This window comes from Enterobacter sp. T2, assembly GCF_010692925.1.
In the GTDB taxonomy this organism is placed as follows: domain Bacteria; phylum Pseudomonadota; class Gammaproteobacteria; order Enterobacterales; family Enterobacteriaceae; genus Enterobacter; species Enterobacter kobei.
Window position 1 is genome coordinate 4,822,987 of record NZ_CP048736.1, and the last position, 11,809, is coordinate 4,834,795.

The following is an 11,809-nucleotide window of genomic DNA, read 5'->3' on the forward strand; positions in this document are numbered from 1 at the left end:
TATGGTTAACGTTGCGCCTATTATTCACCGTGAAGATAGTCAACTATGAAAATATCAGTCTGCTAAAAGTGGAAGACTGTAATCAGAGTGCGATGTTAATTATTTATTAAGAATGTCAATAAAAGGTTTTTATTGTGTACGGGGCTGTTTTGAAAATAGTTGCGATATTTTATCTTTGATTTCAGAAAGATACTCCTGTGCGATTTACGGCTTTGATAAATACAACCTTATCGCAAATGTGTGTTTTGTGATCTCGTGCACGCTTTGTAGTCAACGTTTTCGCGCTGTTTGCAGTTTTGCTCGAAGGTCGATGCTTTCAGCGAAAGTTGAAAAATAGCGGTGGGGAAAAATATTTAAACATTTATTCACCTTTTCGCTACTTAATGTTTGAAATCACGGGTACGCACCGTATAATTTGTCCGCTTTTTGATGCTTGACTCTGAGCCTTAAAGGACGTTTTATACGACACGCGGCATACCTCGAAGGGAGCAGGAGTAAAAACGTGATGTCTGTGTCGCTCTTGAGTAGAAACGTTGCTCGTAAGCTTCTGTTCATTCAGTTTCTGGCTGTGATAGCAAGTGGACTGTTGTTTAGCCTCAAAGACCCCTTCTGGGGCATCTCCGCCGTGTGCGGGGGTTTGGCAGTTGTGCTGCCAAACGTGTTGTTTATGATTTTTGCCTGGCGTCATCAGGCGCATACACCCGCCAAAGGCCGCGTGGCCTGGTCCTTCGCTCTTGGCGAAGTGTTTAAGGTGTTGCTGACCTTTGCTTTACTGGTGATGGCGCTGGCGGTTTTGAAAGTGGTCTTCATGCCGCTGATAGCAACGTGGGTTTTGGTGCTGGTGGTACAAGTTCTGGCTCCAGCTGTAATCAATAACAAAGGGTAAAAGGCATCATGGCTTCAGAAAATATGACGCCGCAGGATTACATAGGTCACCATCTGAATAACCTTCAGCTGGACCTGCGTACATTCTCGCTGGTGGATCCGCATAACCCCCCGGCCACCTTCTGGACGATCAACATCGACTCCATGTTCTTCTCGGTGGTATTGGGTCTTCTGTTCCTGGCCATGTTCCGCAGCGTTGCTAAAAAGGCGACCAGCGGTGTTCCAGGGAAATTCCAGACATTCGTTGAAATGATCATCGGCTTCGTCCATGGCAGCGTGAAAGACATGTACCATGGTAAGAGCAAGCTGATTGCTCCGCTGGCCTTGACCGTGTTCGTTTGGGTCTTCCTGATGAACCTGATGGACCTGCTGCCAATTGACCTGCTGCCGTTCATCGGCGAGCACATCTTCGGCCTGCCTGCGCTGCGTGTTGTACCGTCTGCGGACGTGAACATCACTCTGTCGATGGCGCTGGGCGTGTTTATCCTGATTCTTTTCTACAGCATCAAAATGAAAGGCGTAAGCGGCTTTGTGAAAGAGCTTACCTTGCAGCCGTTCAACCACTGGGCGTTTATTCCGGTCAACCTGATCCTGGAAGGCGTTAGCCTGCTGTCCAAACCTGTTTCACTGGGTCTGCGACTGTTCGGCAACATGTATGCGGGTGAGCTGATTTTCATTCTGATCGCGGGTCTTCTGCCGTGGTGGTCACAGTGGATTCTGAATGTGCCATGGGCCATTTTCCACATCCTGATCATTACGCTGCAAGCCTTTATCTTCATGGTTCTGACGATCGTCTATCTGTCGATGGCGTCTGAAGAGCACTGATTTTTTACCAACACTACTACGTTTTAATTGAAACAAACTGGAGACTGTCATGGAAAACCTGAATATGGATCTGCTGTACATGGCTGCCGCTGTGATGATGGGTCTGGCGGCTATCGGTGCTGCGATCGGTATCGGCATCCTCGGGGGCAAATTCCTGGAAGGCGCAGCGCGTCAACCTGATCTGATTCCTCTGCTGCGTACTCAGTTCTTTATCGTTATGGGTCTGGTGGATGCTATCCCAATGATCGCTGTAGGTCTGGGTCTGTACGTGATGTTTGCTGTCGCGTAGTAGTTGTTTTAAAACCCCAAGCCACAGAAATTTAAGAGGTATTGTGCTGTGAACATGAACGCAACAATCCTCGGCCAGGCCATCGCGTTTATTCTCTTTGTCTGGTTCTGCATGAAGTATGTATGGCCGCCTTTAATGGCTGCCATCGAAAAACGTCAGAAAGAAATTGCTGACGGTCTGGCTTCTGCAGAACGCGCTAAGAAAGATTTGGACCTTGCACAGGCCAACGCGACAGACCAGCTGAAAAAAGCGAAAGCGGAAGCTCAGGTCATCATCGAACAGGCTAACAAACGCCGTTCGCAGATCCTGGACGAAGCCAAAGCTGAAGCAGAACAGGAACGTACTAAGATCGTGACACAGGCTCAGGCTGAAATTGAAGCTGAGCGTAAACGTGCTCGTGAAGAACTGCGTAAGCAGGTTGCGATTCTGGCTGTTGCTGGCGCCGAGAAGATCATCGAACGTTCCGTGGATGAAGCTGCTAACAGCGACATCGTGGACAAACTTGTCGCTGAACTGTAAGGAGGGAGGGGCTGATGTCTGAATTTGTTACGGTAGCTCGCCCCTACGCCAAAGCAGCTTTTGACTTTGCTATCGAACACCAAAATGTCGATCGCTGGCAGAATATGCTGGCGTTTGCCGCTGAGGTGACGAAAAACGAACAAATGGCCGAGTTGCTTTCCGGTGCGTTAGCGCCTGAAACTCTCGCCGCGTCGTTTATCGCCGTGTGCGGAGAGCAACTGGATGCCAACGGCCAGAACCTGATTAAGGTGATGGCAGAAAATGGTCGTCTCCGTGTGCTCCCGGATGTTCTCGAGCAGTTTGAGCACTTACGTGCCCTTAGTGAAGCAACAGCTGAAGTCGAAGTGACTTCAGCGACTGAACTGAGTGATGAACAGCTTGCGAAAATCACCGCCGCGATGGAAAAACGTCTGTCACGCAAAGTTAAGCTGAATTGCAAAATCGATAAGTCTGTAATGGCAGGCGTAATCATCCGCTCGGGTGATATGGTCATTGATGGCAGCGTACGCGGCCGTCTTGAACGCCTTGCAGACGTCTTGCAGTCTTAAGGGGACTGGAGCATGCAACTGAATTCCACCGAAATCAGCGAACTGATCAAGCAGCGCATTGCTCAGTTCAATGTTGTGAGCGAAGCTCACAATGAAGGTACTATTGTTTCTGTAAGTGACGGTGTTATCCGCATCCACGGCCTGGCCGATTGTATGCAGGGTGAGATGATTTCCCTGCCGGGTAACCGTTACGCTATCGCACTGAACCTGGAGCGCGACTCCGTAGGTGCGGTTGTGATGGGTCCATACGCTGACCTCGCCGAAGGCATGAAGGTTAAGTGTACTGGCCGTATTCTGGAAGTGCCGGTTGGCCGTGGCCTGCTGGGCCGCGTTGTTAACACCCTGGGTGCGCCAATCGACGGTAAAGGTCCGGTTGAGCACGATGGCTTCTCTCCAATCGAAGTTATCGCACCAGGCGTTATCGATCGTCAGTCCGTCGATCAGCCTGTTCAGACAGGCTATAAGTCTGTTGACGCCATGATCCCAATCGGTCGTGGTCAGCGTGAACTGATCATCGGTGACCGTCAGACCGGTAAAACCGCGATGGCAATCGACGCCATCATCAACCAGCGTGACTCCGGCATCAAATGTGTGTACGTGGCTATCGGCCAGAAAGCGTCCACCATTTCTAACGTGGTTCGTAAACTGGAAGAGCACGGCGCGCTGTCTAACACCATCGTGGTTGTGGCTACCGCTTCTGAATCTGCTGCACTGCAATACCTGGCGCCATACGCGGGTTGCGCAATGGGCGAATACTTCCGTGACCGCGGTGAAGATGCACTGATCGTATACGATGACCTGTCTAAACAGGCTGTTGCTTATCGTCAGGTTTCCCTGCTGCTCCGTCGTCCACCAGGACGTGAAGCATTCCCGGGCGACGTATTCTACCTCCACTCTCGTCTGCTGGAGCGTGCTTCCCGCGTTAACGCGGAATACGTCGAGAACTTCACCAAAGGTGAAGTGAAGGGTAAAACGGGCTCTCTGACCGCACTGCCGATCATTGAAACCCAGGCGGGTGACGTTTCTGCGTTCGTTCCGACCAACGTAATCTCCATTACCGATGGTCAGATCTTCCTGGAAACCAACCTGTTTAACTCCGGTATTCGTCCGGCGGTTAACCCGGGTATCTCCGTATCCCGTGTTGGTGGTGCTGCTCAGACCAAGATCATCAAGAAACTGTCCGGTGGTATCCGTACCGCGCTGGCACAGTATCGTGAACTGGCTGCGTTCTCTCAGTTCGCATCCGATCTGGACGAAGCAACCCGTAAACAGCTGAGCCACGGTCAGAAAGTGACCGAGCTGCTGAAGCAGAAACAGTACGCACCAATGTCTGTTGCTCAGCAGGGCCTGGTACTGTTCGCGGCTGAACGCGGTTACCTCGAAGATGTGGAACTGGCGAAAATCGGTAGCTTCGAAGCCGCTCTGCTGGCTTACGTCGACCGTGATCACGCTCCGCTGATGCAAGAGATCAACCAGACCGGTGGCTATAACGACGAAATCGAAGGCAAGCTGAAAGCTATCCTCGATTCCTTCAAAGCAACCCAATCCTGGTAATCGTCCGGCGGCTTGTCTCAGGACAAGCCGCCTGGCATTGAGGAGAAGCTCATGGCCGGCGCAAAAGAGATACGTAGTAAGATCGCAAGCGTCCAGAACACGCAAAAGATCACTAAAGCGATGGAGATGGTCGCCGCTTCCAAAATGCGTAAATCGCAGGATCGCATGGCGGCCAGCCGTCCTTATGCAGAGACCATGCGCAAAGTGATTGGTCACCTTGCAAACGGTAATCTGGAATACAAGCACCCTTACCTGGAAGAACGCGACGTTAAGCGCGTGGGCTACCTGGTGGTGTCGACTGACCGTGGTCTGTGTGGCGGCTTGAACATTAACCTGTTCAAAAAACTGCTGGCGGATATGAAAGGCTGGTCCGATAAAGGCGTTCAGTGCGATCTGGCACTGATTGGCTCTAAAGGCGTCTCTTTCTTTAACTCCGTTGGTGGCAACATTGTCGCTCAGGTGACCGGTATGGGTGATAACCCGTCCCTGTCCGAACTGATCGGCCCGGTTAAAGTGATGTTGCAGGCCTATGATGAAGGCCGTCTGGACAGACTGTACGTTGTCAGCAACAAATTTATTAACACCATGTCTCAGGTGCCTACGATCACTCAGATGCTGCCTTTACCGGCATCAGAAGATGACGAGTTGAAGCAGAAAGCCTGGGATTACCTGTATGAACCCGATCCGAAACCGCTGCTGGATACCCTGCTGCGTCGTTACGTTGAATCTCAGGTTTATCAGGGCGTTGTAGAAAACCTGGCCAGCGAGCAGGCCGCACGAATGGTGGCGATGAAAGCCGCGACCGATAATGGCGGCAGCCTGATTAAAGAGCTGCAGTTGGTTTACAACAAAGCTCGTCAGGCCAGCATTACTCAGGAACTCACCGAGATTGTCTCGGGGGCCGCCGCGGTTTAACCAGGTTTACGAATTACGTAGAGGATTCAAGATGGCTACTGGAAAGATTGTCCAGGTAATCGGCGCCGTGGTGGACGTCGAGTTCCCTCAGGACGCCGTACCACGCGTGTACGACGCGCTTGAGGTACAGAATGGTAACGAGAGCCTGGTGCTGGAAGTTCAGCAGCAGCTCGGCGGCGGTATCGTGCGTACCATCGCGATGGGTTCTTCCGACGGTCTGCGTCGTGGTCTGGAAGTGAAAGACCTTGAGCACCCGATCGAAGTGCCTGTAGGTAAAGCAACACTGGGTCGTATCATGAACGTATTGGGTCAGCCAATCGACATGAAAGGCGACATCGGTGAAGAAGAGCGTTGGGCTATCCACCGCGCGGCACCTTCCTACGAAGAGCTGTCAAGCTCTCAGGAACTGCTGGAAACCGGCATCAAAGTTATCGACCTGATGTGTCCGTTTGCGAAGGGCGGTAAAGTTGGTCTGTTCGGTGGTGCGGGTGTAGGTAAAACCGTAAACATGATGGAGCTGATCCGTAACATCGCGATCGAGCACTCCGGTTACTCTGTGTTTGCGGGCGTAGGTGAACGTACTCGTGAGGGTAACGACTTCTACCACGAAATGACCGACTCTAACGTTCTGGACAAAGTATCCCTGGTTTACGGCCAGATGAACGAGCCACCAGGAAACCGTCTGCGCGTTGCGCTGACTGGTCTGACGATGGCTGAGAAGTTCCGTGACGAAGGCCGTGACGTTCTGCTGTTCGTTGATAACATCTATCGTTACACCCTGGCCGGTACTGAAGTATCTGCACTGCTGGGTCGTATGCCTTCAGCGGTAGGTTATCAGCCTACGCTGGCGGAAGAGATGGGTGTTCTTCAGGAACGTATCACCTCTACCAAAACCGGTTCTATCACCTCCGTTCAGGCGGTATACGTACCTGCGGATGACTTGACTGACCCATCACCAGCCACCACCTTTGCGCACTTAGATGCAACCGTGGTACTGAGCCGTCAGATCGCGTCTCTGGGTATCTACCCGGCCGTTGACCCGCTGGACTCCACCAGCCGTCAGCTGGATCCACTGGTTGTGGGTCAGGAACACTACGACACCGCGCGTGGCGTACAGTCCCTGCTGCAGCGTTACCAGGAACTGAAAGACATCATCGCCATCCTGGGTATGGATGAGCTGTCTGAAGAAGACAAACTGGTGGTAGCACGTGCGCGTAAGATCCAGCGCTTCCTGTCCCAGCCGTTCTTCGTTGCGGAAGTATTCACCGGTTCTCCGGGTAAATACGTTTCCCTGAAAGACACCATCCGTGGCTTTAAAGGCATCATGGAAGGCGAATACGATCACCTGCCAGAGCAGGCGTTCTACATGGTTGGTTCCATCGAAGAAGCAGTGGAAAAAGCCAAAAAACTTTAACGCCTTAATCGGAGGGTGATATGGCAATGACTTACCACCTGGATGTCGTCAGCGCAGAGCAACAAATGTTCTCTGGTCTGGTCGAGAAAATCCAGGTAACGGGTAGTGAAGGTGAACTGGGTATTTTCCCGGGTCACGCACCGCTGCTCACCGCCATTAAGCCTGGTATGATCCGCATCGTTAAACAGTTCGGTCATGAAGAGTTTATCTATCTGTCCGGCGGCATTCTTGAAGTGCAGCCAGGCAGTGTGACCGTTCTGGCCGATACCGCTATTCGTGGCCAGGATCTCGACGAAGCACGAGCCCTGGAATCGAAGCGTAAGGCTGAAGAGCACATTAGCAGCTCTCATGGTGACGTGGATTACGCTCAGGCGTCTGCGGAGCTGGCCAAAGCGATCGCGAAACTGCGCGTTATCGAGTTGACCAAAAAAGCGATGTAACACCGGCTTGAAAAGCTCAAAAGCCAGTCTGTATACCAGGCTGGCTTTTTTTTTGTGCCTTAATTCATGATGAAAAAGATGTAGAATTTTAAGCATCAAACGTTTTTACTTCTCACTTAAATTACCGTCAGGATGCGTATGTCAAACAGTGCGATGAGCGTGGTGATCCTTGCCGCTGGCAAAGGTACCCGCATGTATTCCGATCTGCCTAAAGTGCTTCACCGTCTGGCAGGAAAGCCAATGGTGCAGCATGTCATTGATGCAGCGAATGAACTGGGGGCCCGCCAGGTCCATCTGGTTTATGGACACGGTGGCGATCTGCTTAAAAAGGCGCTGAGCGATGACGCGCTCAACTGGGTGCTCCAGGCTGAACAACTGGGTACTGGCCATGCAATGCAGCAGGCCGCCCCTTTCTTTGCCGATGACGAAGACATCCTGATGCTCTACGGAGACGTCCCGCTGATCTCCGTCGAGACGCTGACTCGCCTGCGTGCAACCAAACCGCAGGGCGGCATCGGTTTATTAACCGTCGTGCTGGACGACCCAACGGGCTATGGCCGTATCACACGTGAGAACGGCCACGTAACGGGTATCGTTGAACACAAAGACGCCAGCGATGAACAGCGTCAGATTCATGAGATCAACACCGGTATCCTGATTGCCAATGGTGCAGATATGAAGCGCTGGCTGTCGAAGCTCAATAACAACAACGCGCAGGGTGAGTACTACATCACCGATATCATTGCGATGGCGTACCACGAAGGGCGTGAAATTGCCGCCGTTCATCCGGCGCGCATCAGTGAAACGGACGGCGTGAATAACCGTCTGCAGCTTTCTCGTCTCGAGCGCATTTATCAGTCTGAGCAGGCCGAAAAGCTGCTGCTGGCCGGCGTAATGCTGCGCGATCCAGCGCGTTTCGATCTGCGGGGGACCTTGTCGCACGGGCGAGATGTTGAGATTGATACTAACGTTATCCTTGAAGGCAACGTTCAGCTTGGCAACCGCGTCAAAATTGGCGCCGGCTGTGTGATCAAAAACAGCGTCATCGGTGACGACTGCGAAATTAGCCCGTACAGCGTGGTTGAAGATGCTCATCTGGACGCGGCGTGTACTATCGGTCCGTTTGCGCGTCTGCGTCCAGGTGCTGAGCTGCTGGAAGGCGCTCACGTAGGCAACTTCGTGGAAATGAAAAAAGCGCGTCTGGGGAAAGGCTCGAAAGCCGGTCATCTGACCTATCTGGGTGACGCAGAAATTGGCGACAACGTGAATATTGGTGCAGGAACCATTACCTGTAACTATGACGGTGCCAACAAGTTCAAAACCATTATCGGCGACGACGTGTTTGTGGGTTCTGACACGCAGCTGGTGGCGCCTGTCACCGTAGGTAACGGCGTGACCATTGCCGCCGGGACGACCGTGACGCGTGACGTGGCGGATAACGAGTTAGTGTTAAGCCGCGTGCCGCAGGTGCACAAGCAGGGCTGGAAACGCCCGGTGAAGAAGAAGTAACAACAAGGCGGGTGGCGCTACGCTTACCCGCCCTACGATTGAGTTGGCCTGATAAGGCGTAGCCGTCATCAGGCACACCCGGGTGAGGAGATAAATATATATCTCCCCCCACAAGCAGTACCCATAACTATAACCCCACTCTCTACAAGGCTCGGGGTGCCCGGAAAGGGCAAATACAGGTCAGCGACAACGCAGGCATCATGCCTAAATTCGGAATCTAAAATATGTGTGGAATTGTTGGCGCAGTTGCGCAGCGTGATATTGCTGAAATCCTTCTCGAAGGTTTACGTCGTCTGGAATACCGTGGTTACGACTCTGCCGGTCTGGCTGTCGTAGATGCAGAAGGTCATATGACCCGTCTGCGCCGTCTGGGTAAAGTGCAGATGCTGGCCCAGGCTGCGGAAGAACATCCGCTGCACGGCGGGACGGGTATTGCGCACACCCGCTGGGCGACGCACGGTGAACCATCCGAAGGTAACGCCCACCCGCATGTGTCTGAACACATCGTGGTCGTCCATAACGGCATTATCGAAAACCACGAACCCCTGCGCGAAGAACTGAAAGCGCGCGGTTATACCTTTGTCTCAGAAACCGACACCGAAGTGATTGCTCACCTGGTGCACTGGGAGCTGGCGCAGGGCGGCACGCTCCGTGAAGCGGTACTGCGCGCTATTCCTCAGCTGCGCGGTGCGTACGGTACGGTAATCATGGATTCCCGCGACCCGTCCACGCTGCTGGCCGCGCGTTCCGGTAGCCCAATGGTTATCGGTCTGGGGATGGGGGAAAACTTCATCGCCTCCGATCAGCTGGCACTTCTGCCGGTGACCCGCCGCTTTATCTTCCTGGAAGAGGGAGATATCGCGGAAGTGACTCGCCGCAGCGTGACCGTTTTCGATACCAAAGGCGAGCAGGTTAAGCGTCAGGAGATCGAATCGAATCTGCAGTACGATGCGGGCGACAAAGGCGCCTACCGTCATTACATGCAGAAAGAGATTTACGAGCAGCCAAACGCGATCAAAAACACCCTGACCGGGCGCATTAGCCACGGCGAGGTGGATCTGAGCGAACTGGGTGCCAATGCCAATGAACTGCTCGGCAAGGTTGAGCATATTCAGATCGTCGCCTGTGGCACCTCCTACAACTCCGGTATGGTCTCTCGCTACTGGTTTGAATCCCTGGCGGGTGTGCCGTGCGACGTGGAAATCGCGTCTGAATTCCGCTATCGCAAATCCGCTGTGCGTCGCAACAGCCTGATGATCACCTTGTCTCAGTCCGGTGAAACGGCAGATACCCTGGCAGCGCTGCGTCTTTCTAAAGAGCTGGGTTACCTGGGCTCTCTGGCCATCTGTAACGTTCCAGGTTCTTCACTGGTGCGCGAGTCCGATCTGGCGCTGATGACCAAAGCGGGCACCGAAATTGGCGTCGCCTCTACTAAAGCGTTTACCACTCAGTTGACGGTTCTGCTGATGCTGGTGGCGAAGCTGGCGCGCCTGAAAGGTGAAGATGCTTCCGTTGAGCACGACATCGTTCACGGGCTGCAGGCGCTGCCGAGCCGTATTGAGCAGATGCTGTCTCAGGACAAACGCATTGAAGCGCTGGCGGAAGATTTCTCTGACAAACATCACGCCCTGTTCCTGGGCCGTGGCGATCAGTATCCGATCGCGCTGGAAGGCGCGCTGAAGCTGAAAGAGATCTCCTACATTCACGCTGAAGCTTATGCGGCAGGCGAGCTGAAACACGGCCCTCTGGCGCTGATTGATGCGGATATGCCGGTCATCGTTGTGGCACCAAACAACGAACTGCTGGAAAAACTGAAATCCAACATCGAAGAAGTGCGCGCCCGCGGCGGTGTCCTGTACGTCTTCGCTGATAAAGATGCCGGTTTTGCCAGCAGCGACAATATGCACATCATCGAAATGCCGCATGTCGAAGAGGTGATTGCACCGATCTTCTACACTGTTCCGCTGCAGCTGTTGGCTTATCACGTGGCGCTGATCAAAGGCACTGACGTTGACCAGCCGCGTAACCTGGCGAAATCGGTCACGGTTGAATAATTTTATATATTGAAGTGAAATAGCCCCATAAATCTATGATTGTGGGGCTATTTTTTGATCGGTAAATATAAATTTACTCTGAAAATATAATTCTGGAATAATAGGGATATATAAATCCTGGTAGAATTAATCCTGTTTTTTTAAATATAATATTATATTAAGACCTCATTTCATCCTGAACTATTCCATATTCAGCTGGCGAGAATAATATTTCTTCTTGTTATTTTTTATTTTAAAGAGTTTAATGCTCTTCGCTTGTATGCCCTGAAGTATTTATCAGGGAAATAGTATTTTGCAATGTATAATTCAGGATGGTGTTGTAATGAAAGGAAATACGTTAAAGAGCATTGTTGTGCTTTCCTCTTTATTTTTCGGTGCGCAGACACATGCGGCCAATGGCAATGGTACTGTCCATTTCACGGGCGAAATTATCGATAGTATCTGTGAGGTGTCTACCGGTACTAAAGACCAGACCGTTGATTTAGGCAAAGTGAATAAATCAACGTTTACCGGCGTGGGGTCAATGGCGTCGGTTCAGGCATTCCAGATCGATCTGCTGAACTGCCCGGATACCTACAAAAAAGCCAGCGCCCGTTTTGACGGCACCGAAGACGGTGACGGGTACCTGAAGCTGTCTTCTGGCGGGGCGAGTGGCGTTGCGATTGCAATTTATAACCGCGCCGATAACAGTCTGCTTAAGCTTTACAATCAGTCTACGCCTGCCACTATTTCATCCGGCAAGGCGTCGTTGCCATTTATGGCTCGCTATATCGCCACGTCTGCAACCGTAACGGCGGGCACTGCCAATGCGGATTCGGAATTTACGATTACATACAGTAATTAATTCCTTCAATCTC

The 11,809-nt window shown here is 52.2% G+C and carries 12 protein-coding genes; all 12 read left to right on the top strand.

Going from position 1 to position 11,809, the window contains the following annotated elements:
* Positions 1-505: 505 nt before the first annotated feature.
* The 12 genes from atpI (at position 506) to G0034_RS23105 (ending at position 11,796) form a co-directional block, all read left to right on the top strand.
* Complete coding sequence (gene atpI / locus G0034_RS23050) at positions 506-886, top strand: F0F1 ATP synthase subunit I (RefSeq protein ID WP_014881882.1); 381 nt, start codon at positions 506-508, stop codon at positions 884-886.
* Positions 887-894: 8 nt separating this feature from the next.
* Entirely contained in the window at positions 895-1,710 is an 816-nt protein-coding gene (gene atpB / locus G0034_RS23055) for a F0F1 ATP synthase subunit A (RefSeq protein WP_014881883.1), read from the top strand.
* A gap of 49 nt (positions 1,711-1,759) precedes the next feature.
* Positions 1,760-1,999 (top strand): F0F1 ATP synthase subunit C, encoded by a 240-nt coding sequence (atpE, locus tag G0034_RS23060; protein WP_000429386.1) that lies wholly within the window; start codon positions 1,760-1,762, stop codon positions 1,997-1,999.
* Positions 2,000-2,047: 48 nt separating this feature from the next.
* On the top strand, positions 2,048-2,518 hold the full coding sequence (gene atpF / locus G0034_RS23065; RefSeq protein WP_003862370.1) for a F0F1 ATP synthase subunit B: 471 nt from the start codon (positions 2,048-2,050) through the stop codon (positions 2,516-2,518).
* A 14-nt stretch (positions 2,519-2,532) separates the two neighbouring features.
* Positions 2,533-3,066 carry a F0F1 ATP synthase subunit delta gene (gene atpH, locus G0034_RS23070; protein ID WP_008500192.1) on the top strand — a complete coding sequence of 178 codons (534 nt, stop codon included), beginning with the start codon at positions 2,533-2,535 and terminating at the stop codon, positions 3,064-3,066.
* Positions 3,067-3,078: 12 nt separating this feature from the next.
* Complete coding sequence (gene atpA, locus G0034_RS23075) at positions 3,079-4,620, top strand: F0F1 ATP synthase subunit alpha (RefSeq protein WP_003862367.1); 1,542 nt, start codon at positions 3,079-3,081, stop codon at positions 4,618-4,620.
* 51 nt (positions 4,621-4,671) lie between these two features.
* Complete coding sequence (gene atpG, locus G0034_RS23080) at positions 4,672-5,535, top strand: F0F1 ATP synthase subunit gamma (protein WP_014881884.1); 864 nt, start codon at positions 4,672-4,674, stop codon at positions 5,533-5,535.
* Positions 5,536-5,566: 31 nt separating this feature from the next.
* Positions 5,567-6,949: a F0F1 ATP synthase subunit beta gene (gene atpD / locus G0034_RS23085; protein ID WP_003862362.1), complete on the top strand. Its 1,383-nt coding sequence runs from the start codon at positions 5,567-5,569 to the stop codon at positions 6,947-6,949.
* A gap of 20 nt (positions 6,950-6,969) precedes the next feature.
* A complete protein-coding gene (locus G0034_RS23090) occupies positions 6,970-7,389 on the top strand; it encodes a F0F1 ATP synthase subunit epsilon (RefSeq protein WP_006177560.1) in 420 nt (139 codons plus the stop codon).
* Between the two features lie 138 nt (positions 7,390-7,527).
* A complete protein-coding gene (gene glmU, locus G0034_RS23095) occupies positions 7,528-8,898 on the top strand; it encodes a bifunctional UDP-N-acetylglucosamine diphosphorylase/glucosamine-1-phosphate N-acetyltransferase GlmU (RefSeq protein ID WP_179121294.1) in 1,371 nt (456 codons plus the stop codon).
* A gap of 224 nt (positions 8,899-9,122) precedes the next feature.
* Positions 9,123-10,952, top strand: a complete 1,830-nt coding sequence (glmS, locus tag G0034_RS23100) for a glutamine--fructose-6-phosphate transaminase (isomerizing) (protein ID WP_014881886.1) — start codon at positions 9,123-9,125, stop codon at positions 10,950-10,952.
* 322 nt (positions 10,953-11,274) lie between these two features.
* Positions 11,275-11,796, top strand: a complete 522-nt coding sequence (locus G0034_RS23105) for a fimbrial protein (protein WP_179121295.1) — start codon at positions 11,275-11,277, stop codon at positions 11,794-11,796.
* The last annotated feature ends 13 nt before the right edge of the window (positions 11,797-11,809 follow it).

Coding starts and splice junctions, on each gene's coding strand:
- atpI (WP_014881882.1), top strand. CDS start 506: ATGTCTGTGTCGCTCTTGAGTAGAAACGTTGCTCGTAAGCTTCTGTTC.
- atpB (WP_014881883.1), top strand. CDS start 895: ATGGCTTCAGAAAATATGACGCCGCAGGATTACATAGGTCACCATCTG.
- atpE (WP_000429386.1), top strand. CDS start 1,760: ATGGAAAACCTGAATATGGATCTGCTGTACATGGCTGCCGCTGTGATG.
- atpH (WP_008500192.1), top strand. CDS start 2,533: ATGTCTGAATTTGTTACGGTAGCTCGCCCCTACGCCAAAGCAGCTTTT.
- atpA (WP_003862367.1), top strand. CDS start 3,079: ATGCAACTGAATTCCACCGAAATCAGCGAACTGATCAAGCAGCGCATT.
- atpG (WP_014881884.1), top strand. CDS start 4,672: ATGGCCGGCGCAAAAGAGATACGTAGTAAGATCGCAAGCGTCCAGAAC.
- atpD (WP_003862362.1), top strand. CDS start 5,567: ATGGCTACTGGAAAGATTGTCCAGGTAATCGGCGCCGTGGTGGACGTC.
- G0034_RS23090 (WP_006177560.1), top strand. CDS start 6,970: ATGGCAATGACTTACCACCTGGATGTCGTCAGCGCAGAGCAACAAATG.
- glmU (WP_179121294.1), top strand. CDS start 7,528: ATGTCAAACAGTGCGATGAGCGTGGTGATCCTTGCCGCTGGCAAAGGT.
- glmS (WP_014881886.1), top strand. CDS start 9,123: ATGTGTGGAATTGTTGGCGCAGTTGCGCAGCGTGATATTGCTGAAATC.
- G0034_RS23105 (WP_179121295.1), top strand. CDS start 11,275: ATGAAAGGAAATACGTTAAAGAGCATTGTTGTGCTTTCCTCTTTATTT.